Below are 25,883 nucleotides of genomic sequence, written 5' to 3' on the forward strand. Positions count from 1 at the left end.
GAGCTCGACTAACGTTGGGGACGTGCATGAATCTGCTCTGGCAAAAATTTCTGAGGTATCTGGTGTCACCCTCGACGAAGAGGTGACGTTCGCTGAGCTCACGACGCTGCGTCTGGGTGGTAGACCAGCTGCTGCGCTGCGGTGTACAACCACGCAGGCTGTCGCCGATGTGGTGCGCATTCTCGATGCGGAAAACGTCCCTTTGCTGATCGTCGGTGGTGGCTCCAACTTGGTTATCGCCGATGAACCGGGCGACCTCGTTGCGGTGGTTATTGAAGCTGACAATGTGTCGATGTCGACGGAGGGCCATGGCCTCGAAGCTGCAACTGCACTCGTCGAGGCAGAGGCCGGCGCAGTGTGGGACGACGTCGTCGAAATGACCGTCGCGGCCGGCTTCGGTGGGCTTGAGTGCTTGTCGGGTATTCCCGGGTCTGCAGGCGCGACACCAGTGCAGAACGTTGGTGCCTACGGCGTTGAAGTGTCCCAGGTACTTGACGGGGTGCAGCTGTATAACCGAGAAACCGGTGAGATCGAGTGGGTAGAGCCAGAGTCTTTGGATTTGAAGTATCGCTACTCCAATCTGAAGTTCACTGGTCGAGCAGTGGTGCTTGCAGTTCGTTTCCGACTCAGTGTCGACGGTCTTTCGGCACCTTTGCGGTACGGAGAGCTTGCTCGACGGCTCGGCGTGACGGAGGAAGAGAACGCTAGCGGCGCTGCTCGTCGTGAAGTCTCTGCGGTACGGGAAACCGTACTGGAACTCCGCCGTGGCAAGGGAATGGTGTTGGAGGCCGATGACTGCGATACGTGGTCTGCTGGGTCGTTCTTCACTAACCCGATCGTGGACACCGACGAGGTTGAGACTGTCCGCCAGCGTGTTTCCGCCAAATGTGGTGAATACACCGCGGCTGCGATGCCAGCATTTCCTGCTGGTGCCGAGCATCCTGGTAAGTCAAAGCTGTCCGCCGCATGGCTGATTGAGCGCGCAGGGTTTGCAAAGGGGTATCCGGGCGAGGGGGCTCCTGCTCGGTTGTCTACAAAGCACACCCTTGCATTAACAAACCGAGGTCAGAGTGCAGATGGCACACGAACCTCGGCATCAGATTTGGTGGCATTGGCACGGGACGTCCGAGCAGGCGTTGCCGCCGCGTTCGGAGTAACGCTCGTGCCCGAGCCAGTGTGGATCGGCGTCAGCATCGACTAACGCCGGTCTGGCCTGGCACCGTCTGGCACTAGCGCCGTGACTTGTGGACCAGCGAGTCCACAGTCTTCCCCTTTTCTTCGAGCTGCTTCAGCAATACCTCGCGGACATCGCGACGACGGACCTTGCCCATCTGGTCGCGTGGCAATTCGTCCAAGTGGAAGTAGGCACGAGGGACCTTATAGCGGGTGAGGTTTGCGTAGCAGTGTTTGCGCACGGCTTCGATGTCCAGCTGAGCCCATTCGCCGAGCGTGACTGCAGCGACAACTAGTTCGGAGCCGTCCTCCTTTGGCAGGCCGACGACCGTGGCATCGGTGATATCCGAGTACTCGGTGAGGACTTCTTCGACTTCTGCAGGATAGACGTTGAAACCCCCGGTGATGATGACCTCCTTGATGCGAGCGACCAACTTGAGGAAGCCATCCTCCTCCAGCACTCCCACGTCGCCGGTGCGGTACCACTTGTTGGAGTTCTCTTTATTCAGAGATGCTGGGCCGTCGGTGAAAGTGTGCTCGGTTGCTTCAGGAAGGTTGAGGTAGCCAGCGAAAACCTGTGGGCCACGCACGATGACTTCGCCTTCGGTGCCGTCTGAGAGAAGCTCTGTGGGATCTTCAGGATTGACGACGGCTACTTCAGTGTCAGGGAACGGAATGCCGACATATCCAGGTCGACGGTTTCCGTTCATTGGGTTGCCCAAGACGATAGGCGAGGTTTCTGTGAGGCCGTACCCCTCAACGAGAAGGCCACCGGTGAGCTCCTCCCACTTCTTAACCAAGGCCACCGGCAGGGTAGATGCGCCACAGAAAGAGTATTTGATGCCAGTGAGCTCGATGTTTTGCTCGATGGCAGAGGAAACGATCTTCTCGTACAGCGTCGGCACACCAGGAACCCAGGTTGGGCGATTCTTCTTCATCACCTTCATGATGAGATCCATCTCTGGGCTAGGGATCTGAACGATTTCGGCACCGATATGAACGCCAAGGTTCGTCACAATAGTGAGACCGTATGCGTGGAACATTGGCAGCACGCCAAGTGCAATCTCCCGTTCTTCGCCGATGCCTGGAACCCATGCGAGACCCTGGATGACATTGGCCATGAGACTTCCGTGGGTAAGCTGCGCGCCCTTCGGTGTGCCGGTCGTCCCCGAGGTGTACATGATCACTGCGACGTCATCCTTGGTGATGGTGTCATCGGGAGTGATATCGCGACCATCGCCACCGACAGCATCGCTCAAGACCGCATTGAAGCTCATTACCTGTGGTGCAGAAGCGTGCATTTTCTTACGTGCTGAGCGCAACGCCGGTACAGGCAGCTTCAAAGCAGTGCGCATTGCCCATGGCAAATCGTCGAGCATGTTGACCGCGATAATGGTTTCCAACGGCGTCTCGCGACGTACTTCTTCCAACACTGGAACCGTCTTGTCCCAGACGATGGCCACGCGGGCGCCGTGATCCTGGAAAGGATGGCGCAGTTCATGGGCCGTGTACAGCGGGTTGTGCTCAACGACGACCGCACCCAAGTGCAGGACGGCATAGTAGGCGACGATGTGCTGTGGGCAGTTAGGCATGAGGAGCGCGACCTTGTCGCCTCGGTGTACGCCGAGTGCGCGCAGGCCTGCTGCAGCCCGTCGCACTTTTGCATCAAGTTCGGCATAAGTCAGCGATCTTCCGAAGAAGGTGACTGCCGGGCGGTTAGGGAAAGAGCCGATCGTGTCGTGGAATGAGGACAGCAATGTGTGCTCTCCGTAATCGCACTCGTGTGGGGTCCACTCTGCGTAATGTTCCAGCCAAGATTTGTTTTCGGCAGCGCTCATGATGTCTGACTCTCCTGTGTGATTGGTTATCTACACATTAATACTTAACCTACGGTTGCGTAACTTGCCGTGCGTGGGACGCGATAAAACTTGCATACCGTAGCTGGCTCAACCATTGCTCATTTGCGGTGAGAATTCCGCACAGGCACTCTTGATGTATGAAGCAGTCAAGTCGTATTGCGGTCATCTCGATGCATACATCTCCATTAGAGCAGCCTGGGTCGGGTGATGCTGGTGGAATGAATGTCTACGTGTTGCGTACGTGCCGTGAACTGGCACAACGCGGGTTTGACGTGGATGTCTATACACGCGCGACTCGGTGTGGAGGGTCTGAAGTAATCCAGGTGGAAGATCATCTTCGGGTGATCAATATCGTGGCAGGTCCGTATGAGGGGTTGGCTAAGTCCGAGCTTCCTACGCAATTGGCTGCATTCACCGGCGGTGTCGTGACGTATGCCCGGTGTCACCAACTTCACTACGACATCATCCATTCGCACTACTGGCTGTCTGGGCAGGTGGGCTGGCTCCTGCGCGATTTGTGGCAAGTGCCGTTAGTACACACGGCACACACCTTGGCCGCTGTGAAGAACTTGCACTTGGCCGAAGGTGATTCCCCAGAGCCGGAATCGCGACGCATCTGTGAGCAGCAGATCGTTGACAACGCTGAGCTTCTTGTTGTGAATACCCGCGCCGAAGCGGAGCAACTGGCTGACCTGCATGATGCATCTGCGAAAAAGATCGAAGTGATCCCACCAGGCGTGGACATCACCGTATTTTCACCTGGCAGCGATCGTGCAACGGAGCGTTCTCGTCGCGAGCTAGGCATTCCGCTTCACGCGAAAGTCGTCTTGTTTGTTGGTCGTCTCCAGCGATTGAAGGGGCCTCAAGTTCTCTTACGTGCTGTCGCGGAGATGGTTCGTCGCGATCCGCACCGCAATCTGTCCGTCATCATTTGTGGCGGATTATCGGGCAACGGCCTCGCTCGTCCCGACGAATTCTTGGACCTCGCAGATGAGCTGCAGCTTCACGACGTCGTCAGGTTCGTGCCGCCGCGCCCGCCACAGGAATTGGTCACGTTGTATCGGGCAGCGGATGTGGTGGCAGTGCCGAGCTACAACGAGTCATTCGGCTTGGTGGCGATGGAAGCGCAGGCCACCGGAACACCGGTGGTGGCGGCCCGGGTGGGGGGTCTGCCGATTGCTGTCGAGCATGAACGCACCGGAGTTCTGGTTGATGGGCATGCGCCGGAATCCTGGGCTGATGCTTTAGGCGGCATCTTGGACGATGACGAAACACGACTGCGTTACGCCTCCGAAGCTCCTATCCATGCCAAGAATTTTTCTTGGGAACACACCGCAGACAAGCTGCTCGCTGTCTACGATCGAGCCATTGCGGAGTTCAATAGTTCGGATTGCACGCAGCGCGAACCGCATGGTGCCTAGTGGTCACGAGCTGTGCAATTTTCTTCCACCAGACATGGGTCGGGCGTTGTTCGAGCGCAGGAGTAGTGGTGCAGGAACAGGGGCATAAGAAGCAAGAAGGAGGAAGGCTACGTCGATGACAGGTGAAAACACACAGGTTGACTCACCATCGCCATTGGGAGTGTTGGCGCAACAGCTCGATCGTCTTGACGTTCCCTATCAGCTGACCGAGGGGACAGCGGTCGTTGTGTTGCCGGGCCGTCGTAAGTTGAAAACAATTTGTGGCCTGACCCCTTCGCGTGATTCGCTCCGTGTTGAAGCGTTCGTATGTCGATGCCCCGAGGAAAACCACGCTGGCGTCCACAAGTGGTTGTTGCAGCGCAACCGTCGATTGTTTGGTATTTCGTACACCATTGATGCTCAGGGCGATATCTATTTGGTTGGTCAACTCCCACCATTGCTTGACGACGCTGACCTGGATCGACTTCTTGGGCAAGTGCTGGAAACGGCCGACGGGGACTTCAATCTGATCTTGGAGCGAGGGTTTGCGTCGTCCATCAAACGGGAATGGGCATGGCGTGTGGATCGCGGGGAATCTCTGGCAAACCTAGAGCAATTCCGCCACCTCGCTAAGTCGGGGGATAAGTAGCCGACGAGAACCGCGGGATTCAGGCACAATTGAAGTATGAGCACCGGAAATCTGATTCTTGTCCGTCATGGCCAGAGTGAGTGGAACGCATCTAACCAGTTCACGGGTTGGTACGACGTTAACCTCACCGATAAGGGTCGCGCTGAAGCGGTTCGCGCAGGCGAAATGCTCGTCGAAGCTGACCTGAAGCCTTCTATCCTGTACACCTCGCTGCTGCGTCGCGCGATCAATACTGCGCACATGGCTCTCGATGCCGCTGGTTTGGCATGGATTCCTGTCATTCGCGACTGGCGCCTGAATGAGCGTCACTATGGTGCGCTGCAGGGCCTGAACAAGGCTGAAACCAAGGAAAAGTACGGCGAGGATCAGTTCATGTCCTGGCGTCGTTCCTACGACACGCCACCACCGCCACTGGACGATGACTCTGAGTTCTCCCAGGCGAACGACCCACGCTACGCAAACCTGGACAAGGTTCCGCAGACCGAGTGCCTGCTCGATGTTGTGAAGCGTCTCATCCCATACTTCGAGGAAGAGATTCTGCCTCGTTTGAAGAATGGCGAGACCGTCATGGTTGCAGCTCACGGTAACTCCCTACGCGCGTTGGTCAAGTACTTGGACAACATCTCGGATGACGACATTGCGGGTCTGAACATTCCAACCGGTATCCCACTGGTCTACGAATTCGACGAGTCCGGCAAGGTATTGAACCCAGGTGGCACCTACCTTGACCCTGAGGCTGCGGCAGCTGGTGCAGCAGCAGTGGCAAACCAGGGCAACAAGTAAGTCCTTCCTGTCCGTCTTTACATACGTTGGGTAAGTCAGAGGCGTTGCTCCACTGTTGTGGGGTAGCGCCTCTTGTGCTCTCTACACCAACTCATCGTGCGGTCCTACCGCCAACACACTAGGGTTTGATAGGTGTTATCCACGATCATTGCCGCTGTCGCAGGTGCAGTCATTGCAGCTGCTTTATTAATCGGTGGTGGCGCAGTCGCGGGCATATTTTCTGCTGTAAAACAGAAGCGCTCGAACTCTGATGCCCGAGTTACAACAATTGCGCAAGTTCTACATTTGGCTATTCAAGGATCGCCCACGGGTGTGGTGGTCGTTGATGTGTCAAAGGATGTTGTGTTGTCCAACCCCCGCGCTCACAAACTGGGTTTGGTGCACGAGAGACGCTTGCATGACTTGGGCTGGGAAGCTGCAGTCCGTGTTTTTGAAACACAGGAAGAGCAGCAACTCAAGATAGTCGTTCCTTCTCGTCGTTCCGGTGCGCCCGACATTTCGGTGAAGTGTTTGGTATCGCCGTTGACGCTTGCGGATGACCGTTTTGTGGTTTTGTACCTCACCGATGAGTCGGAATTGGTGCGTATGGAGGCCGCTCGGCGAGACTTCGTGGCAAACGTGTCCCATGAGCTGAAGACGCCTGTTGGCGCGATGAGCTTGTTGGTGGAGGCTTTGGCTGAGGCAAAAGATGATCCAGCCGCGGTCGACCACTTCAGTGTGAGCTTGCAGCGAGAAGCCAAGCGAATGTCGACAATGATCACCGAACTGATTTCGCTGTCGAAGCTGCAGGGCGCAGAGCCATTGCCTGACATGGAGCCGATTGACTGTTGTGAAATTGTCCGTGCTGCTGTGCATCGATCAAAGTTGTTGGCAGAACAAGCGGGTATCGACGTCACCATCGATTGCGAGAAGGGCTTGATAGTCGAGGGCGACCGCTCGCTGTTGATCACGGCGGTATCGAATCTGGTGAGTAATGCCATCAACTACTCGCCGGAACAGACACCTGTGACAGTATCGGTGAAGGCCGTTGATTCTGAGACAGTTGCGATCCGTGTGACAGATCGTGGCATGGGTATTTCGTTGGCTGACCAAGAGCGTATTTTTGAACGATTCTTCCGGGTAGATAAGGCGCGATCGCGAACCACCGGTGGAACTGGATTGGGTTTGGCAATTGTGAAGCATGTGGCCGCTAATCACGGCGGTGCTATTAAGCTGTGGAGCAGGCCCGGTACTGGCTCCACGTTCACTATCGAACTGCCAGCTCTGAAGAAGGAAGGATGACGTTATCGTGACCTCCGTTCTCATTGTCGAGGATGAATCTGCACTGGCAGAACCATTGGCGTTCTTGTTGGAGCGTGAAGGATTTAAAGTCCGTATCGCTGGTGATGGGCCAACTGCGTTGGCTGAGTTCGAATCTAATCCTGTGGACATCGTCTTGTTGGACTTGATGCTTCCAGGAATGAGCGGTACCGAAGTGTGCAAGAACATCCGACTCCGATCGAATGTTCCAGTCATCATGGTTACGGCTAGGGACAGCGAAATCGATAAGGTCGTCGGCTTGGAGATCGGCGCTGATGACTATGTGACAAAGCCGTACAGCTCTCGCGAGCTCATCGCACGTATCCGCGCGGTTCTGCGTCGTGGTGGCGAAGCCGAAGGCGAAGAGTTTTACGCCGAAGAAGATGTCCTTCGGGGTGGTCGGGTAGTGATGGACGTTGAACGTCACGTGGTCACAGTCGATGGTGCAGAGGTCAATATGCCTCTCAAGGAGTTCGATCTTCTCGAGTACTTGCTGCGCAACAGTGGCCGCGTGCTCACTCGCGGCCAGCTCATCGATCGAGTTTGGGGTGCAGACTATGTCGGTGACACCAAGACGCTTGATGTTCATATCAAGCGCCTGCGCTCCAAGATTGAACTGAACCCATCCTCGCCAGAGCATCTGCTCACTGTGCGTGGATTGGGTTACAAGTTCGAAGACTAGGGGTTATACACACCCGTTGTCCTTCAAGAATGGCGCATTAGAATCGACCTCGCCTAGACCTCGTCTGGAGCGAGGTTTTCTTGTGCGGCTCGTGTTGCTGGATGGATAGCCAGTAGCGGGTACCCCGACGGCCCGAAAGCACCCAAAGTGCCGGCCTTCTCACGAGCGCGGCAATGGTCTGCCAGAATGTTGTAACATTCCTCGCCGATCAGCTCAACCAACTCCACTTTGTGGCTCTGCCAAATAGCTTGCTCGTTGTCGTGAGTGCCTGGGTTACCCGTGCAGTACCAGTCGAAGTCCTCACCACCGTTTCCCCAACCACGACGGTCGTATTCCGTGATCGTTGTGCGCAGAATCTCGTGCCCATCGGGACGTTCCTCCCAATCTTCGAGACGCCGTAGCGGAAGCTGCCAGCACACATCAGGCTTGGCATGGACGTGTTCCACATCGTGAGCAACCGCCCATTGATGGAGCGCGCACCCCGAACCTCCAGGCCAGTCCGCGCGATTCGCGAAGATGCACGCACCATTTAGTACTTGAGTCTTCAGCGCGGGTTCGGGCTCTCCCTCGTCATTGTCGAGTTCGTCCCATTCCAGCCACGGCTCCAGCGGTTCGTCGATGTCGCTATCGATCGTCGCGAGCCAATCACTCACCGCATCGGGGCGATTCTGCCACCAACCGCGTGACGACGGCCCCTCTGATGCATCCCGTTCCATAGCCTTGACTGTGTCGATGAGGCGGTCACGGTCGTCTTCGTCGCAAAGAAAAGCGCCGTGTCCACAGCAGCCGACATCTGGATTCTCTGAGTCGATTCCGGGGCATGCGGAGGTGCCGAAAGCGCAGGAGTATGTGGACAGTAACCACGTAAGATCGCAGGTAATGATGTGATCTGCATCGGAGGGGTTCGTGAATTCGAACCACTCTCGTGGAAAGTCAAAAGCAACTTCGGCGGGCGAAGGCTGGGGGCCGCGACCAGGGCGGGGGTGGAGCTGATTCACACCGAACCACGCTATACCGTCTAACCTTGACTCCGTGCGATTAGGTGTATTGGATGTAGGTAGTAATACCGTTCACTTGGTGATGGTGGATGCCCGACGTGGCGGGCACCCAACTCCAATGAGTGATACGAAGTCGACCATGAAGCTGGTTGAGTACCTTGACGGGGATAACAACCTCACGAAGAAGGGTATCGATAAGCTCACTGGCTACATTGGCGAAGCTAAGGATCTCGTGGAGCAAATGCGCTGCGAAGAAATGATCAGCTTCGCGACCTCGGCAGTGCGCGATGCCTCAAATTCCGATGAGGTGTTGAGTCACGTCGAGAAGGAAACTGGCATTAAGCTAGAGATCCTGTCGGGCGAGGATGAAGCTCGTCTAACGTTCTTGGCTGTCCGTCGTTGGTATGGCTGGTCGGCTGGTCGAATCGTCAACCTCGATATTGGTGGCGGATCGTTGGAACTTACCTCCGGTACAGATGAAGACCCAGAGGCGGCGTATTCGTTGCTTCTTGGTGCTGGACGGTTGACCCATGAATGGTTTGATACCGATCCTCCTGAGCGTAAGAAGATTGATCTCTTGCGTGACTACATTGATGCCGAACTGGTTGATCCTGCGCGTCATCTTCGCACCTTGGGCGAACCTGATCTGGCAGTTGCTACATCAAAGACTTTCCGCACGCTGGCGCGCCTAACCGGTGCCGCCCCAAGCAGTGCAGGACCACGCGTAAAGCGCACTCTTACGGCTCCAGGTTTGCGTCAATTGATTGCATTTATTTCGCGCATGACGGCCGCTGACCGTGCAGAGCTCGAAGGTGTGAGTTCTAATCGTTCTCATCAAATTGTGGCTGGTGCACTCGTTGCAGAGGCTAGTATGCGAGCATTAGGTATAGAGCAGGTCGAGATTTGTCCATGGGCGCTCCGCGAGGGGGTCATTTTGCGGCGTCTCGACGGCAACTTGTACGGGAAGGGATGAGATGAGCGACGAGAAACTCACCGTTGCCGAACTTTTGGCACGGGCGAAGAAGGACGGCGGGCAGTCAACGTCGTCCGCTCCTCGACGTCGCCGTCGTAGCCTCGAAGAAGGTGGCATCTCTGTCTCCGAGTTGACCGGATCATTCCCGAAGGTCGACGCTGAAGGACCACGTCGTGGTTCCCACTCGTTGGGCGATAGCGCTGACTCGGGTGAAGTTGATTCGGCTGTAGAGGATCAGCTTGTCGACGAAGCTGTGGTCGATGATGTCGTAGTTGACGAGGTCGTAGACGAAGAGGCGCCAGTCGACGAGTCACTGGACGACGAGAACGTGGCTGACGCTACTGAGTCTGACGAGGTCGCTGAACCGGCTGAAGTCACTGAACCGGCCGACTTTGAAGAAGTGACCGAATCTGACGAGGCTTCGGTCGATGAGGCTGTGGGCGAGTCTGCTGACTCGGCCACTGTTGTAGACGAAGCGCCACTCGATGTAGCTGAAATTCCTGCCGAGGACACGTGGGCAGGTGCCGACGCGGACGAGACCGTTGTAGCTGAGGCTGAGCTCGACGAGGAAGTCGCAGCCGACGCAGCTGGCGTTGAGGAAACCGTTCCTCTTGCTGTGCCAATGGCTCCGATGCCAGTGCTGACGGATCACGAGCGTGGTGAAGTTACGTTTACGTTCACTGACCTTCGCGATGCGGAGACTGGTGAGCGAACTGTTGCACCTGCTGGCCCTATCGCCAAGATGCTCACCGATTCGCCAACGCCATTCGTTCCAGTTGTTGTTGGTGCAGGTGCTGCCGCGGCAGCAGGTGCAGCTGCAACAGCTGGTGAGACTGAGCCGGAGACTTCCGAACTCAGCGCTATCGAAGAGCAAGAGCCAGTTCATCCGGAAAACGTCGAGTCCCCACAGGATCTCGAATCCACCGCCATCATCGAAGCTGTTCCAGACGACGCTGAGTTCGCTGGAGACGAAGAGCTGGTCGATGAAAGCTACGACGATGAATTCGCCGGTGGCGAGGACCTCTCCGCTGACAGCGAGCTCGTTGCAGAAGGTGCAACCTCGGATGACACTTTCGCCGAGTCAGAATCCGAAGACTCCAACCTGTGGGGCGCGCCAGCAGCTGCAGGTGCGGCCACCGCAGTCGGTGCAGCCGGAGCTGCTGGTGTTGCTGCGGCAGCAACACCACGCGTCGACGAAGATGTCAATGACACTCCGGACAACGTGCCAGCAACCGTTGACACTGATTCCGCTCTGGAAACCGACGAGGACGAGGATTACAACGAAGACAACTCGCTCAGCATTGCCTTGCTGATTGTTCAGGTCTTCGTCGGCATCATGATCGGCGCCCTGTGCTTCCTCGGATTCACTCTCGCATGGGAGAGTTTGCCAAAGGCAGTCACGGCGATCCTCGGTGTTGTATTTGCAGCAGGTCTTGGTTTCGGAGCGAACGCGCTTCGCCGCAAGCGCGACTGGATTACCCCAGTATTGGCTGCACTCGTTGGACTTGTTCTGGCATTCGCGCCATACGTGTTGATTAGCGGATAAGAGAGTTGCTGCTGTACCCGTCGTAAAGCGCAAGCACCTAAAGCCCGCCCTGCATTCGCATGCAGAGGCGGGCTTTGGCACACTTGCCCCTTATGACAAGGATTGCAGTAATTGGTGGCGGAAAAATCGGTGGCGCGCTGATCGGCGGACTGATCGACGGCGGAGTGGATCCACAGTCGATCTACGTTGTGGAGCACTCGGCAGAGCGCACTGAAGAGCTGCGCGAAGAGTTTGGCATTGTCGACGCGGATGACCTCGAGCAGGCAGTCGATGGTTCCGATGTCGTATTCATGTGCCTCAAGCCACACGTGACCGTGCCGGTCCTTGATGAGGTCGCAGACATCATTGATAACTCGGAAGGCGACTCTGTAGTCGTTTCTATGGCCGCAGGAATCACTCTGGAGGCCCTGGAGGCAGTGTGTGCTGTTGGTACGGCTGTGGTCCGTGTAATGCCTAATACGCCGATGTTGGTGGGCAAGGGTATGTCCGCAATCGCTCCGGGGCGCTTTGCGACGGCTGCCCACATGGATCTCGTCGCCGAACTTCTGGAAAAGGTCGGCACGGTAGAACGCGTGTCTGAGAGCCAGATGGCTGCAGTGACTGCGCTGTCGGGTTCGGGCCCTGCATACTTCTTCCAGTTCGTGGAAGCCATGATTGACGCGGGAGTTTCTTTGGGGCTGACGCGTGAGCAATCGCAGCGTTTGGCAACGGCGACGGCTGCCGGTGCTGCCGAGATGATGGCACAGGACGGTGCAGATCCAGTGCGACTGCGTGCTGATGTGACCTCGCCAGGTGGAACGACGGCAGCGGCTACCCGGGTATTCGAGGAAGAGGGGCTGCGACGCGCTGTGCATCGTGCGCTCGCTGCCTGTAGCGACAAGGCGATCGAGCTTGGGCGCAAGAAGTAGGTTCACTCCGCGTTCTGGTGGGCGTGCCGGTTCTGGTGGGCTTGCCGGTGGGGGAGTCCACGGAAACGGGGGAGCCCGAACAATGGGCTGCAAAAGTACTTCGCAACGGTATTAAACGTGCAGGATAAGTCACTTCTTACGCATAAACCCCCAATATTCACATAATTATCGTTATCCCCATTTCTTGACCATACGTCGCAATAGCACCAGGTTTAACGGTAAGGTTATGCGAGTACTTGTGTGAAATCTCTGCAGGAGGGGAAGCCTGCAGCGCAGTACTAACGCTGAAGGGAATAATTTACAAAATGCAGAATGCCGAGAATGGGACGTTTCTGACTGTTGCCGAGGTCGCTGAAATCATGCGTGTCTCGAAGATGACTGTGTACCGCCTGGTGCACTCAGGAGAGTTGCCTGCTGTCCGCGTGGGACGTTCGTTCCGCGTCCATGAGTCCGCAGTGAAGGAATACCTCGACTCGTCTTTCTACAACGCCGGGTAGAGCCGCACAGTAGAGCTTCATCGGGTCAGTTTTAGCGTTATCTAGGTGGGCTGTTTGACCGGAGTACCTAGGTGCCCGCTATGATTGACCCGATTAGCGCACGGTGCGCCGCTGTCCTTCCTTGTGGCAGGTTCCTTCTTTGAGGGGCTGTCCAGGTTTTATGGGGACGCCGCCGCGCGCACTACACGTCAAGTCTTAGTCAACGAATAGCGAGGTCGAGCCGATGGGTTCCGTCATTAAGAAGCGTCGCAAGCGCATGTCGAAGAAGAAGCACCGCAAGATGCTTCGCCGCACCCGAGTGCAGCGCCGGAAGCTCGGCAAGTAAGCCTACTGCCCAGTTTGGGCTGGTAGAGCTTGTTAAACTTTCAGCAGAAACGTCCGCTAGTCACACTGTGGCAGGCGGGCGTTTTTGTTTTTCGTGACAGTGGCTGGTGAGAGTCGAATGACACGGCCTTATGCCCCCTGCACCCGCCCTTTTCGCCACGAGCGAAGCTCATAGGCACCCCACGCCGTCCCAGCTGCAGCAATTGATGCCAGCGTGCCTATGGCGCCGTACCGCACGGCACGGATCGTGGCGGTGCGCAGTTTCCGATAGTCACGTACAGCCCAGCCACGTTCCGCTGCTATACGACGAAGCCTTCGGTCAGGATTCACCGCGACTGCTGTGCCGACCATCGTCAGCATCGGAACGTCGTTGGCGGAGTCTGAATACGCAGTGCATCGCTGCAGATCGAGTCCACTCGACGCGGCAAGCGCAGCCACAGCATGCATTTTGCCTTCACCGTGCAAAATGTCCCCAACAAGTCGGCCTGTAAAAAGACCGTTCTCGTCGACTTCTGCGACCGTGCCGAGCGCTCCAGTCAGTCCCATCCGCTTTGCGATGATTTGTGCAAGCTGTACGGGCGTTGCCGTCACTAGCCAGACTTCTTGACCTGCCTGCAAGTGCAGCTCTGCGAGCTCGCGAGTTTCCCCGTACAGACGGTCGCCAATCTTGTCGTCGAAGATTTCTTCGGCGAGAGCTACTGTCTCGTCCACTCGGTGGCCCTTAATAAACTCCAGGGCTTGTTCGCGGGCCTTGGCGACGTCGTCAGGGTTTTCTAACCCAGAAATACGGAATTTCAGTTGCTTCCATGCCATCCCCGCAAGCTCGCCGCGTTTGAAGAAGCCTCGGCGGGCGAGGCCGGCACCAAACAAAAAGATGGAGGCTCCTTGAACAAGGGTGTTATCGACATCGAAGAATGCGGCAGAGCCGTGGTCTTGTGGGACATCTGGGTCTGGATGCGACAACGTGCGGGAGCCGGCAGCGGATTCGGCACCATGGACGCTGCGGAACCCCTTCAGTAGGGATTCACCGTCAATGTTGTAGTGCTGCCCTAGAGCGGCAAGCGCCGCCGCTTCGCCAGCGACCTGCTGTTCCTTATGTCCCAGTGGGCGAAGTGCGATGGTTTCCAGAAAATTTCGGACGTTGCCATGCGACGGAATGATCTCGGTCAAGATGTCGCTGGGCAGTAGCGGCTGAAATTTTGATGATGGTGGAAACACAGTTGGCAGGTCCTTCAGTCCCAAGAAATAGAGCGTGGGATACGTCGCTGGGGGCAGTTGTGCTCCCAAAGTGACATCGTATTCCTGACTGACGCGCTGCGCTGGGCGAGCTGGTCAGAGCAGGGAACTAGACTGTAGAGGTTGGATACAAGTACAGACAAGGGAATGGACAAGGGAACTGACATGGCCGTAGTGACATTGCTGTCTCGAGAGACGTGTGGCTCGTGTGCACGGGTGGCAGCCCAAATCCGTCCAATTGTGCAGCAGTATGGTGCCCGACTTGATGTCGTAGATGTTGATGCAGGTGATGGCGAGCTTGCCACAGAGTTCGGCGACCGAGTTCCTGTTATCTTGGTCGATGATGAGGAAATAGCGTGTTGGGAGATCGATAACGAGGACCTTATCGAGGCGTTAGAAGTCGCCTAATTGGGGATACGTCAGCTCGCTTCGTTTGTAGAATCATCCGTTTTCGGATTACCGTGGACAAATATGACTCTGGACCGGGAACAAAAATCTTTGTATATTTCCGTTTTCGTCCGGAGTCGCCACGCATGTGCAGGTCATTCACCCATGGCCGGTTCGTTGATGTTGTGGAAGTCGAGATCTGAGTGCGGAATGCCCGACCGCGCTTAGGTGGAGGAGGATCGTTAGCCGGTGATTGCGCCGTGAGTGTGCTTCTCGTCGGAATGTCACACCGTTCCGCGCCAGTGCCCATGCTGGAGCAGGTAGCGGTGACTGATGCTAACCGCCCGCATACGCTTGCTCGTTTGATGACCGAAGATGCTATTGACGAGGCAATGCTTGTGTCGACGTGTAACCGTGTCGAGTACTACGTGCAGGTTCGTGGATTCCATGCAGGCCTGTCTGCAGTAGTCCGCGAAATCCTTGATCGCACCAACCTCGATTTGGATGATCTCACGCCACATCTGTACGTCCGGTACGCCGAAGCGTCGGCGGAGCACATTTTCAGTGTGTCATCTGGGTTGGATTCGATGGTGATTGGTGAACAGCAGATCATCGGTCAGATTCGAGCTGCGTACGCGGAAGCCGACGAACAGGGCACTGTTGGTGCCACTTTGCACGATCTGGCGCAGCGCGCGCTCCACACGGGCAAGCGTGTGCACGCAGAAACCAATATCGATGATGCCGGTGCTTCGATGGTCTCCGTCGCCGTAGATGCGGCTGTAAAGTCACTGAATCCTGACTATGAGCCAGGTGACGAAGATGGCCTGAAGGGTCGTCGTGCGATGGTGCTGGGCGCAGGTGCCATGAGCTCGCTTGCTGCGACGCATTTGGGACGTTGCGGCGTCGACCACATCACTGTCGCTAACCGCACCGTCGATCGCGCCGAAAACTTGGCCGCCCATGCCATTGAAGCAGGCACTCCAGCAGCAGGTATCGCACTTGATGACTTCGCGTCGCACCTCGCTGACGTCGATATTCTGGTCACGGCAACGGGCGCGATGTCACCGGTGATTACTGCAGCTGATCTCCGCGACATGGGGCCGATGGCTGTTGTCGACTTGTCGATGCCTCGAGATGTTGAAGAGGGTGTCGCTGATCTCGAAGGAATTGCTCTATTCGATATCGAGCACCTTCAGTTGACCAGCGAGACGTCTCTTGGACGTGACGACGAAGCAGCGGCTCAAGCAATCGTCGACGAAGAGTTGGCTAGCTATCTGTCAGCTCAACGCGCATTGGAAGTTGCTCCAACTGTGCGGGCACTGCGCGAACGCGCCGCTGAGGTCGTGTCCGCAGAGCTACTTCGCCTAGAGGCAAAGACTCCCGGCCTGACCGACAAGGAACGCCAAGAGGTAACAAGGACGGTTCGTCGCGTCGTCGATAAGCTTCTGCACGAGCCAACGGTGCAGGTGAAGAAGCTTTCAAGCCAGCCCGATGGTGGCAACTACGCCGTTGCGTTGCAGCGTCTGTTTGATTTGCCACTGACTACCCCTGCAGGCATATACGCAGATACGGATTTTCCGGCCGATTTGATGGTGGGTGACCGCGTCGGACGGATTGCCGAATTGGTTGAAAAGAACATTCCAAACATGGCAGGAGAAGATCGTGGCTAAGACACTTCGTATTGGTACTCGCGGTTCGGAGCTCGCAACGACGCAGGCAGGGCATGTCCGCGACGCGATCATCGCGTTGGGGCAGCCTGCGGAGCTGGTCATTATTCAGACCGAAGGCGATGCTAACCGCCACGATCCAGTGCAGAAGATTGGCATTGGCGTGTTTACGCAGGCGCTTCGGCACGCATTGCGTGAGAACCAGTGCGATGTTGCAGTTCATTCGATGAAGGACCTGCCGACGGAGCCAGAGGCCGACATGGTCGTCGCGGCGATCCCCGAGCGCGAAGATCCGCGAGAAGTCCTGATTTCGCGAGGCAATGTTTCGTTGATGGATCTGCCGGAAGGCGCGAAGGTGGGCACCTCCGCGCCACGTCGTGTGTCGCAGTTGCGCGCCATGCGCCCGGACCTTGATATTCAGCCACTGCGTGGCAATATCGATACGCGCATGGGTCGCGTGGAGAAGGACCTGGATGCTGTGATTTTGGCTCGTGCTGGCCTGAGTCGCACGAATCGCCTGGACAAGGCCACCGAATCGCTGGGTGTGGATGTGTTGATGCCGGCGCCGTCGCAAGGTGCACTGGCGGTGGAATGTCGCAGTGCGGATACCGAGATCGTTGAGCTGCTGGGCAAACTCGACCATGCGGAGTCCCGCGCTCGAGCAGTCGCTGAGCGAGCTGTTCTTTCGGAGCTGCAGGCTGGTTGTACTGCTCCGGTCGCTGCTCACGCGGTCATTGCTGAGGACGGCACGCTGGAACTCACCGCGGGCGTATATGCGATGGATGGTTCCCGAAAGCTCATTGAAAAGGGCACGCTAATCCCGGAAAAGGATGCCACTGGTGTGGTCACGGGTGGGTACCCGGAAGCTGACCAACTTGGACGAGAGGTCGCTGGTCGGCTACTTTCACGGGGTGCCCATGAAGTTATGGGTGACACCCTGCGCTAAGCACTTTTCGCCATAAACCGCCATTCACGTGCGGTTTATGGGTGTTTTCGCGTTTATTCTATAGTTCTGATTTTTTCGAGAAGAGAAATACTGCCAACACGATGAGCACCCCCCGTACGACGTCCCCTGGACGCATCCTCTTCGTCGGCGCTGGCCCGGGTAACCCGGATCTGTTGACGTTGCGCGCCCGCGAGGTACTGGCAAACACTGCCGTCGCTTTTGTCGACGCCGATGTCATGTCAGGTGTACGAGAGCTGGTTGCTGCGGACATACCCGTTCCCGAGGAGCTTTTAAAAGCTGCTGAGGAAGAGTATAAGCAGATGTGCATTGAGGCCAAGGCAAAGGGGTCCCGTCGCAAACCACCACGCCCCGCGCCACCAACTGCCGCCGAGATCCGTCTGCCTGTCGACGATCCGACGGAAATGAGTCGCGCCATGGTTGCGGAAGCACGCCGTGGCCAGGATGTGGTCCGTTTGGTAGCGGGTAATCCGCTGACCAGCGATTCGGTATTGGCTGAAGTCAATGCTGTGGCGCGCACCCAGATTGAATTCCAGATCGTGCCCGGCATGTCTGTGCCATCAACGGTTCCGGCATTTGCAGGTATCGCTTTGGGGTCAACCTATACCGAAACCGATCTGGGTCGTGCCGATGTGGATTGGGACGAACTGGCCAATGCTCCACAGCCATTGGTCCTGCAGGCCGTCGAGGATGACTTGACGGCTATTGCCAAGGAACTCGGCGATCGAGGCCTACCAGAAAGTCTTCCCGCTTCGGTGACGGTCAATGGCACGACTCGTTTGCAGCGAACGTACGACGTGACCTTGGGTACCCTGGCTCAGCTGAAGGGCGATTTGAGTGGCCAGTTGGTCGTGACTTTGGGCAAGGGCGTCGACAAGCGTTCTAAGTACTCGTGGTGGGAAAACCGAGCGCTGTACGGGTGGAACGTGCTCGTTCCGCGTGCGAAGGGGCAGGCGGGGCCAATGCGTACTCGCCTAGTGGCGCATGGTGCCATCCCTATCGATGTGCCAACGATTTCTATCGAACCCCCACGCAGCCCCGCTCAGATGGAGCGTGCGGTCAAGGGTCTGGTTGATGGTCGCTACCAGTGGGTCGTATTCACCTCTGTAAATGCGGTTCATGCGGTCTGGGAAAAGTTCCTGGAGTTTGGGCTGGATGCTCGCTCGTTTGCGGGCGTTCGCATTGCCGCCGTGGGGCACCGCACTGCTGAAGCTATTCGTGAACTCGGTATTACACCGGAGCTGCTTCCCGACGAAACTCGTCAGAACGCAGCAGGGATTGTTGAAGTGTTCCCTGAGTTCATTGAGGATCTTGACCCAGTCAACCGGGTCTTGCTGCCACGCGCAGATATCGGTTCGGATGTCTTGGTTGAAGGCCTCATCGACTTGGGTTGGGAAGTCGACGATGTCACCGCATACCGCACTGTTCGCGCTGCGCCGCCAAGTGCAGAGATCCGCGACATGATTAAATCCGGTGGCTTTGATGCCGTGTGCTTCACGTCTTCGTCGACGGTGAAGAATCTGGTTGGCATTGCCGGCAAGCCACATGCACGCACCATCATCGCGTGTATCGGGCCAATGGCTGCAGCGACCGCGCGTGAGTTCGGTTTGCGTGTCGACGTCATGCCAGAACGCGCAGGCGTCATTGATTTGGTGGATGCGTTGGCCGAGCATGTTGCCGATCTGCGTGCCCAGGGGCAGTTGCCTCCGCCTCGTAAGAGGCGACGTCGTTCGAAGAAGCAGTAGGCAACGCCGTATGTTGGAAGTATGACTGATCAAGCTTCCAACAATGCGTTTGATGTACCTACTCCTGTCCGCCGTCCACGTCGGCTGCGTACCTCGCCGGTTATGCGTCGAATGACGGCGGAAACGTCGCTTGAAGCGCGCAATCTCATCTTGCCGATGTTCGTAGCAGAGGGGATCGACGAACCACGTCCGATTTCCTCGTTACCTGGCGTTGTTCAGCACACTGAGGAATCGTTGCTGAAGGCTGTAGAAGAAGCGCTTGCCGTTGGTATCCCGTGCGTGGACCTGTTCGGTGTTCCACTGGACGCTAACAAGGATGGCGAAGGCTGTGGCTCTTGGGCTGAAGACGGAGTGTTGAACAAGGCTCTGGCTCGGCTACGCGCGGAGTTCGGCGATGATGTCCTGCTCATGTCCGATACTTGCTTAGATGAATTTACCGACCACGGTCACTGTGGCGTACTCCGCGAAGATTCCCGCGGCCGCGTCATTGTCGACAACGACGCGACGCTGGTGAATTACGTCCGCATGGCCGTTGCGCAAGCGGACGCTGGCGCTCATATTGTGTCTCCATCGGGAATGATGGACGGCCAGATTGCTGCGATCCGCGCTGGTCTGGACGCAGCAGGACACCAGGATGTTTCGATCATGGCGTACTCCGCGAAGTATGCTTCAGCCTTTTATGGCCCATTCCGCGAGGCAGTGGGGTCGTCACTGCAGGGCGATCGTCGTACGTACCAGCAGGATCCGGCTAACCGTCGCGAGAGCTTGTTGGAAATCGAGCTGGATATTGCAGAGGGCGCTGACATGGTCATGGTGAAGCCAGCAATGGCTTACCTCGATATCCTTCGCGAGGCAGCCGATATGTCACCAGTTCCTGTTGCTGCCTACCAAGTTTCTGGCGAGTACGCGATGATTCACGCGGCTGCGCAACGCGGGTGGATTGACCTCGACGCTGCGATGAATGAAGCAGTGCTGTCCATTCGACGTGCTGGTGCCGACCAGGTACTGACTTATGCTGCTGTCGAGATCGCAAAGAGCCTGTAGTGGTACCGGAGCAGGAGATAGAACAGCAGCGTCGGCGTATGCCGACGCGCTCAGCGCCGGGCGACATCGTTGGTGCATGGCAAGCGTGGCTTGTCACCGCAGGATTGCAGTCAGTGGTCGCGATCGTGAACTCGATCATTTACTGGTTGGATCCAATGGGGGTCGCCCAGTACACGAACGCGACAAAATCAATGCCCGATGCACAGCCAGAAGGTATCGAATTGATCATTCGTATGGCGACGCTCGGTGGATTGGTGTTTGCCCTGGTGCTGTGTGGAGTTTTTGTGGCCATCGCATATCAAATGCGTGCAGGTAAGAGCTGGGCTAGGTTTGTTCTGTTGGTTGGCACTGTGTACGTCGCGGTGCAGGCGTTCATGATGTTCTTTGCGACGGGGGACAGCCCGCAAGCAAATGCGTCGCTAGCGCTGCAATTCATTCACGGTGGAGCTTTGATTTTCTCCGCAACCGCTGCCGTAGCAGGGCTGATACTTGCATCGACGCAAGAGTCGCTAAAGTATTTTGGTCTTATACGTGAAGGAAATTCGTAGTACCGAGTTGCAGGGAAGAACAGGAGAAGGTTCCAGTGTCTAATGCTTCGCAAGGGCTGCCAAAGGTTGCCTGGGAGTGGGTGCTCTTTATTGGCGCTGTTCTAGCAATCGTCATTGGTCTTTTTATGTTCCTGCAAGACACCTCTGGATTCCCTAAAGATGTAGCCCGTGATGTCAAGATCGTTGCGGTGACGCTCATTCTCGGTGGCGGAATTGTCCGGTTGTTGTCGGTGAAAGCACTTGATATCGCAGGGCTGCGCTGGGCACTGCTTGCAGTAGCATCTATCGTCACGCTCATTGCGTTGGCGGGAATGCTGCTCCAGGTGGTCACGCCGGTGGCCATGGTTGCACCGGTTTTCTTCGTGTTTGGCACGCTGATGATGTTCCGCCAGGTGCGCATTCAGCAGATTGCGAAGGACAAGGCATCCAATGACTGACCAACCGGACGAACCCCGGGTTCCTAACGAAGCTGCCGATATTGCGCCGACAGTGATCAACCGAGGTAAGCCTCGTCGACAGAATGTGAAAGCCCACAACTGCATTGCCGCTCCATGCGAGCCGACACCAGAGGAAGTAGCTGAGCTGCACTCTGAAGAGTTGCTGGAAATCGACAATCGTGTCACTGAAGCCATTGGCGAAGCAAAACTTGCTGCTTCTCGAGTGGGTTTGATGCGATCCAGTACCCGCGATGAAGAGAGCATGCATCAGCGACTCGCTCGTCGTACAGGTGCGGGGCTGACCTCGTTCGGTCTGGTAATGGAAGACCTGAATACCGCAATGGATGCAGCCAAGGCGGAGAAGATCCTCAACGAGTTTCCTGGCGTCCACGCCACCGTGGTGTTGGATCCGGGTCGAGCCTGGATCACTGGACCTGACGATATGGTCCCTGAAGAGTTGCTCGATGCGCTCGAAGAACACGGTATTGAGGCGTACCTGACGCGCAGCTCGCTGCGTCGTCGAGCAACCCGATTAGACGTTGCCCCACGACGTCGCCCTGCCGTCCCTGCTGCAGCGCAGCAGGCGGATGAGGATCGAGTGCGGCGTCGTGAAGCTGCGATCCGGCAAACTGGCAATACCGAGGTGTTGTTTACCGCCAAGGCGTTGGTAACGAAGCTGCGGTTCTTCATTTCCTTGTTGCTCACCATTCCGGTGCTCGCCATGTCCTTGAATGTGGATTGGCAGTTCGATGGCTGGCAGTGGGTCGTGGCCGGTTTGTCCACGATCGTGGCGATGTGGGGTGGCTGGCCGTTTCACCGAGCAATGGTCGCGTCGTTGCGTCGCCAGATGTCCGCATTGGATGGGGCTAGCTCCATCGCCATCTTGTTGGCGTGGACGTGGTCGATGGGCGAACTTGCCATTGGCGGAGCAGGAGAGCTTGGCTTTACGACGGCTCCGACGTGGTTCGCCTTCAACTACGATCGGACATCCACGTCTGAGTTATTCTTCGACGTGGCGTGTGGATTGACGGTATTGCTGCTAGCTGGCCGATTGATGACCCGGTATAACCGCATTCGATCGGGTTCTCTCTTGCGCGATTTGAAGATTTCTCCAGACCGGTACGTCACCGTGGTGAGGAGAAAAGCGAAAGCTGCGAAACCCGAAAAACAACGGGTGCCTATTGCAGAGCTCAATATCAGCGACGACATTGTGGTGCCCGCTGGAGTGTCCATTCCTGTCGATGGCATGGTCATCGGTGGCGCGTCCCGGGTTGATGAGCGATTGCTGGGTGATGTGCAGGAAAGCCGTGCTGTCAAGGTCAATTCGAAAGTCTGGGCAGGCAGCATCAACCTGGAAAACTCGTTGAAGATTCGCGTGTTGCAGACTGGTTCGAAGACTCGAGCAGCTGCTATTACGCGCTGGATTCAGCAGGCTATTCGTGACGAAGATGTGGCGTATCAAACGGCGGTTCGCTCCGCCTCGGTGTTGGTGCCGTGGGCCATTGGTTTGGCGATTGTGTCATTCGGCATTTGGTGGCTGATTTCTGGTGCTGCTGGTGGTGCACTCGCAGTGGCATTGGCGACGTTGGCGGGCGTTGCACCGGTAGCGCTAGCAATGTCGACGTCGACAGCACAGCGCATTGGCATTTTGACGGGCGCTCACCGAGGGATCCTCATTCGAGGTGCTGAATCTTTCCGGGTTCTCGGGCAGGCAGACGTGGTGGTGTTTAACCGTGTCGGCACGCTGACGGAAGGCGAAATGCACGTGCTGACGGTGCAGGCAGCCGAGGGGGAGAATTCGGAGCTGGTGCTGCGAGTCGCCGGTGCCTTGGTGATGGAAAGCGATCACCCAGTTTCGACGGCGATTGTTCGTGCGTGTCGTGTTTCTCGTGACGCGGGCAGTGGTGGCGACGATATTCCACATTGGGTGGAGACAAACCACCTGGAGATTACCGATGACGGCAGCTTCATCGGACAGGTGAAGATCCCAGTTGAAACCAAGCACGGTACGACCGAGCAACGTTTCGTGGAAGCCCACCTGTGGCGTCCTCGGGACATGTCAGTGCTCGACGAGCAGATGGCTGTCGCAGCTTTGGCTGGCGGCGCACCGCTCATCGTGAGCTGGCGTGGCAAGGTGCGTGGAGTCATTACCGTGGGCGAGGACATCAAGCCCGATGCTGTCGAAGCGATCGACCAGATCGAGGAGATGGACATCGATACGATGATGATTTCGCGTGACCCATATCCGGTGGCGCGTCGGTTCGCGGACCGCCTCGGTATTTCACGTGTGTCTGCCGGAATCATCGGGCCTCGGAAACCAGCTGCTGTCCGAAATGTTCGGGGTGGCGGGGAAACAGTCGTCATGGTCGGCGATGACGAGATCTTGCCATGTCTACGCGCCGCCGATGTCGGTGTCCTCATGGATCCGAAGGGCAGCACGGACAATATTGATTTGGAGGAGTCCGGCGTCGTCACGCTTCGTGGTCGCGTAACTGCCGTACCAGAAGCGATCCGCTTGGCTCGCGCGGTCAGTCGCACAATGGACACCAATATTGCCATCGCATGGACGTACAACATTGCTGTGCTGGTGCTGTCAGTGGCTGGCATCCTGCATCCACTGGTGGCGACAACGCTGATGATTGTCTCGAGTTTGTTCATCGAATGGCGCTCGCGTCGACTGATGCGTTTGAATGACCGCATGCCGTGGAAGGAACTCTTCGGCAACTGATTTGCCTCTCGGGTTACCATGGCGAGGTGACTAACGATGACATTTCGCCCCAGACCACGAACCCAACCCAATCGACTGCTAAGTCTGAGCAGTTCTTTGCTGAGGCCCAGGCGGTAACTCCAGGTGGCGTGAACTCGCCAGTTCGCGCTTTCGGATCCGTTGGTGGCACGCCACGTTTCATCGAGCATGCGAAGGGCTCGCGTCTTTTTGACGTTGATGGCAACGAGTACGTTGACCTCGTGTGTTCCTGGGGGCCAATGCTGTTGGGACATGCGCACCCAGCTGTAGTGGAGGCAGTCCAGAAGGCAGCGGTCAATGGCCTGTCTTTCGGCGCCCCGACCACGTCTGAGACGGAGCTTGCAGAGCTCATTATTAGCCGTACCTCGGTGGAGGAAGTCCGCCTGGTCAACTCCGGTACCGAAGCAACGATGTCGGCAGTTCGCTTGGCTCGTGGTTTTACTGGTCGCAGCAAGATCATTAAATTCGCTGGTTGCTACCACGGACACGTTGACGCATTGCTGGCTTCCGCAGGCTCTGGTGTTGCAACGTTCGGCTTGCCAGACTCCCCAGGCGTAACCGGCGCGTCTGCGGCGGACACCATCGTTGTTCCGTACAACGATATTGAGGCTGTTGAAGCGGCATTTACGGCGAACCCAGGTGAGATCGCATGTGTAATCGCTGAAGCTGCAGCAGGCAACATGGGCACCGTTGCGCCACAGGACAACTTCAACGCGAAGCTGAAGAAGCTCGCGAACGACAATGGCGCGCTGTTGATTCTGGACGAGGTCATGACCGGTTTCCGTACCTCGAAGAACGGTTGGTGGGGCGTCGATGGCGTCGCAGGAGACCTGACGACGTTCGGCAAGGTCGTTTCTGGTGGTCTGCCAGCGGCCGCGTTCGGTGGCCGTCGCGATGTCATGGAATACCTTGCTCCGAACGGTCCTGTGTACCAGGCAGGCACGTTGTCGGGTAACCCAGTTGCCATGGCTGCGGGTATGGCGAATCTGCGCCACGCAGATGACGCTGCTTACGCTGCGGTATCCGCTAATGCCGACCGCTTGTCGACGATCCTGTCCGACGCTCTCACTCGTGAAGGCGTTGCTCACCACATGCAGCGTGCAGCGACGATGCTGAGCCCTCGTTTTGCAGAAGGTGAAGGACACAATTTTGCTGACATGCAGGCTGCGGACACATTCCGCTACCCAGCGTTCTTCCACACTCTGTTGGAGAACGGGGTGTACGCGCCGGCGAGCTGCTTCGAGACGTGGTTCGTCTCGTCCGCGTTGACTGACGCTGACTTCGAGATCATCGAATCCGCTGCAGCTAAGGCCGCCAAGGCAGCTGCAAGCGCGAAGCCAGAGAACTAGTAGAGAGGCCACCCCGTTACTGTGAGCACACACGCGAAGCACACGATCGTTCATCTGGTCCGCCACGGTGAAGTTTTCAACCCGGAGAAGATTCTCTACGGACGGCTGCCAGATTGGCATTTGTCCGATCGTGGTCGTGCCCAAGCTGCTGCAACGGCTGAGTCTTTCGCTGGCCACGATGTCCGCTACTTCGCGTGTTCGCCACTGGAGCGCACCCAGGAAACGAGTGCCGCTTTCACCAAGGTGCTGGGTATGAGCCCAACCCTTGACAACGACGTCATTGAGGCCGGCAATTCCTTTGAGGGATTGCATGTTCGTGGTTGGGACTCTGATCTGTGGAACCCGAAGTACTGGTCACGGCTGCGCAGGCCCGGCCAGCCAAGTTGGGGTGAGCACTACGTAGACATAGCTGATCGCATGTTTTCGGCTATTGATCGTGCTCGTCTCGCTGCTGAGGGGCACGAAGCGATTATCGTCACTCATCAGTTGTGTGTTGTCGCTGCTGCGCGCCGGGCACGTGGGTTGAAGCTTGCGCATAACCCTGCGACCAGGCAATGCGATCTGGCTAGTGTGACGTCGCTGGTGTTCGTGGGGGATGCCCTTGTCGACGTGCGTTATTCAGAACCAGCAGCTCATTTGTAGACTGATAGCTCACGTAGCTCACGTAGC

Annotated in this window: 24 protein-coding genes; 21 read left to right on the forward strand and 3 right to left on the reverse strand. The window is 57.0% G+C overall.

The genetic code is table 11. The features are described 5' to 3' along the window. The first annotated feature begins 22 nt into the window (after nt 1–22). Nucleotides 23–1,201 (forward strand): UDP-N-acetylmuramate dehydrogenase, encoded by a 1,179-nt coding sequence (locus WG934_RS01470; protein WP_339976863.1) that lies wholly within the window; start codon nt 23–25, stop codon nt 1,199–1,201. Nucleotides 1,202–1,229: 28 nt separating this feature from the next. Here WG934_RS01470 and WG934_RS01475 read toward each other — a convergent pair whose 3' ends face one another. Then, the gene (locus WG934_RS01475) at nt 1,230–3,014 is read right to left on the reverse strand and encodes a long-chain-fatty-acid--CoA ligase (protein WP_339989202.1); all 1,785 of its coding nucleotides are present in this window, start codon (nt 3,012–3,014) and stop codon (nt 1,230–1,232) included. A gap of 155 nt (nt 3,015–3,169) precedes the next feature. Between WG934_RS01475 and mshA the strand changes: the two genes are divergently transcribed. From mshA to WG934_RS01500, 5 genes are all read left to right on the forward strand, one after another. Continuing rightward, the gene (mshA, locus tag WG934_RS01480) at nt 3,170–4,453 is read left to right on the forward strand and encodes a D-inositol-3-phosphate glycosyltransferase (RefSeq protein ID WP_339988427.1); all 1,284 of its coding nucleotides are present in this window, start codon (nt 3,170–3,172) and stop codon (nt 4,451–4,453) included. A 115-nt stretch (nt 4,454–4,568) separates the two neighbouring features. Further along, entirely contained in the window at nt 4,569–5,081 is a 513-nt protein-coding gene (locus WG934_RS01485) for a YbjN domain-containing protein (RefSeq protein ID WP_339988428.1), read from the forward strand. A 36-nt stretch (nt 5,082–5,117) separates the two neighbouring features. After that, nucleotides 5,118–5,864, forward strand: a complete 747-nt coding sequence (locus tag WG934_RS01490) for a phosphoglyceromutase (RefSeq protein ID WP_339976869.1) — start codon at nt 5,118–5,120, stop codon at nt 5,862–5,864. 132 nt (nt 5,865–5,996) lie between these two features. Next, the gene (locus WG934_RS01495) at nt 5,997–7,145 is read left to right on the forward strand and encodes a sensor histidine kinase (protein ID WP_445228166.1); all 1,149 of its coding nucleotides are present in this window, start codon (nt 5,997–5,999) and stop codon (nt 7,143–7,145) included. A 7-nt stretch (nt 7,146–7,152) separates the two neighbouring features. After that, on the forward strand, nt 7,153–7,845 hold the full coding sequence (locus WG934_RS01500) for a response regulator transcription factor (RefSeq protein WP_339976871.1): 693 nt from the start codon (nt 7,153–7,155) through the stop codon (nt 7,843–7,845). Between the two features lie 53 nt (nt 7,846–7,898). On the opposite strand, the gene WG934_RS01505 is transcribed toward WG934_RS01500, so the two are convergent. Next, nucleotides 7,899–8,843 (reverse strand): hypothetical protein, encoded by a 945-nt coding sequence (locus WG934_RS01505; protein ID WP_339988429.1) that lies wholly within the window; start codon nt 8,841–8,843, stop codon nt 7,899–7,901. Nucleotides 8,844–8,877: 34 nt separating this feature from the next. Between WG934_RS01505 and WG934_RS01510 the strand changes: the two genes are divergently transcribed. The 5 genes from WG934_RS01510 (at nt 8,878) to WG934_RS01530 (ending at nt 13,092) form a co-directional block, all read left to right on the forward strand. Continuing rightward, entirely contained in the window at nt 8,878–9,816 is a 939-nt protein-coding gene (locus WG934_RS01510; RefSeq protein WP_339976875.1) for a Ppx/GppA phosphatase family protein, read from the forward strand. Between the two features lies 1 nt (nt 9,817). Further along, complete coding sequence (locus WG934_RS01515) at nt 9,818–11,362, forward strand: hypothetical protein (RefSeq protein ID WP_339988430.1); 1,545 nt, start codon at nt 9,818–9,820, stop codon at nt 11,360–11,362. A 92-nt stretch (nt 11,363–11,454) separates the two neighbouring features. After that, the gene (gene proC, locus WG934_RS01520; RefSeq protein WP_339976879.1) at nt 11,455–12,270 is read left to right on the forward strand and encodes a pyrroline-5-carboxylate reductase; all 816 of its coding nucleotides are present in this window, start codon (nt 11,455–11,457) and stop codon (nt 12,268–12,270) included. A 305-nt stretch (nt 12,271–12,575) separates the two neighbouring features. After that, the gene (locus tag WG934_RS01525) at nt 12,576–12,767 is read left to right on the forward strand and encodes a helix-turn-helix domain-containing protein (RefSeq protein WP_339976881.1); all 192 of its coding nucleotides are present in this window, start codon (nt 12,576–12,578) and stop codon (nt 12,765–12,767) included. A gap of 223 nt (nt 12,768–12,990) precedes the next feature. Continuing rightward, nucleotides 12,991–13,092, forward strand: coding sequence for a 30S ribosomal protein bS22 (locus WG934_RS01530; protein ID WP_003855542.1), 102 nt, complete (start codon nt 12,991–12,993; stop codon nt 13,090–13,092). 128 nt (nt 13,093–13,220) lie between these two features. Here the strand turns inward: WG934_RS01530 and WG934_RS01535 are convergent, their stop codons facing one another. After that, nucleotides 13,221–14,264, reverse strand: a complete 1,044-nt coding sequence (locus WG934_RS01535) for an HAD family hydrolase (RefSeq protein ID WP_445228193.1) — start codon at nt 14,262–14,264, stop codon at nt 13,221–13,223. A gap of 228 nt (nt 14,265–14,492) precedes the next feature. Here WG934_RS01535 and WG934_RS01540 point away from each other — a divergent pair, with 228 nt between their 5' ends. The 10 genes from WG934_RS01540 to WG934_RS01585 all read left to right on the forward strand — a co-directional run bounded on the left by WG934_RS01540 (nt 14,493) and on the right by WG934_RS01585 (nt 25,856). Continuing rightward, nucleotides 14,493–14,735 carry a glutaredoxin family protein gene (locus WG934_RS01540; protein WP_339978714.1) on the forward strand — a complete coding sequence of 81 codons (243 nt, stop codon included), beginning with the start codon at nt 14,493–14,495 and terminating at the stop codon, nt 14,733–14,735. 239 nt (nt 14,736–14,974) lie between these two features. Next, complete coding sequence (locus WG934_RS01545) at nt 14,975–16,384, forward strand: glutamyl-tRNA reductase (protein WP_339988433.1); 1,410 nt, start codon at nt 14,975–14,977, stop codon at nt 16,382–16,384. After that, nucleotides 16,374–17,327 (forward strand): hydroxymethylbilane synthase, encoded by a 954-nt coding sequence (gene hemC, locus WG934_RS01550; protein ID WP_339989204.1) that lies wholly within the window; start codon nt 16,374–16,376, stop codon nt 17,325–17,327. Before WG934_RS01545 ends, hemC begins: the two co-directional genes overlap by 11 nt. 101 nt (nt 17,328–17,428) lie before the next feature. Next, nucleotides 17,429–19,090, forward strand: a complete 1,662-nt coding sequence (locus tag WG934_RS01555; protein ID WP_339976886.1) for a bifunctional uroporphyrinogen-III C-methyltransferase/uroporphyrinogen-III synthase — start codon at nt 17,429–17,431, stop codon at nt 19,088–19,090. A gap of 21 nt (nt 19,091–19,111) precedes the next feature. After that, a complete protein-coding gene (gene hemB, locus WG934_RS01560) occupies nt 19,112–20,134 on the forward strand; it encodes a porphobilinogen synthase (RefSeq protein ID WP_339976888.1) in 1,023 nt (340 codons plus the stop codon). A gap of 38 nt (nt 20,135–20,172) precedes the next feature. Then, nucleotides 20,173–20,682 (forward strand): hypothetical protein, encoded by a 510-nt coding sequence (locus WG934_RS01565; RefSeq protein WP_339976890.1) that lies wholly within the window; start codon nt 20,173–20,175, stop codon nt 20,680–20,682. Nucleotides 20,683–20,717: 35 nt separating this feature from the next. After that, the gene (locus WG934_RS01570) at nt 20,718–21,119 is read left to right on the forward strand and encodes a hypothetical protein (RefSeq protein ID WP_339988434.1); all 402 of its coding nucleotides are present in this window, start codon (nt 20,718–20,720) and stop codon (nt 21,117–21,119) included. Continuing rightward, nucleotides 21,112–23,847, forward strand: a complete 2,736-nt coding sequence (locus WG934_RS01575) for a heavy metal translocating P-type ATPase (RefSeq protein WP_339976894.1) — start codon at nt 21,112–21,114, stop codon at nt 23,845–23,847. The genes WG934_RS01570 and WG934_RS01575 overlap by 8 nt, the downstream gene beginning before the upstream one ends. A 41-nt stretch (nt 23,848–23,888) precedes the next feature. Beyond that, nucleotides 23,889–25,214: a glutamate-1-semialdehyde 2,1-aminomutase gene (hemL, locus tag WG934_RS01580; protein ID WP_445228194.1), complete on the forward strand. Its 1,326-nt coding sequence runs from the start codon at nt 23,889–23,891 to the stop codon at nt 25,212–25,214. A 21-nt stretch (nt 25,215–25,235) separates the two neighbouring features. Then, on the forward strand, nt 25,236–25,856 hold the full coding sequence (locus WG934_RS01585; RefSeq protein ID WP_339988435.1) for a histidine phosphatase family protein: 621 nt from the start codon (nt 25,236–25,238) through the stop codon (nt 25,854–25,856). The last annotated feature ends 27 nt before the right edge of the window (nt 25,857–25,883 follow it).

Origin of the sequence: Corynebacterium sp. H78, assembly GCF_037572275.1 — a bacterium.
In the GTDB taxonomy this organism is placed as follows: domain Bacteria; phylum Actinomycetota; class Actinomycetes; order Mycobacteriales; family Mycobacteriaceae; genus Corynebacterium.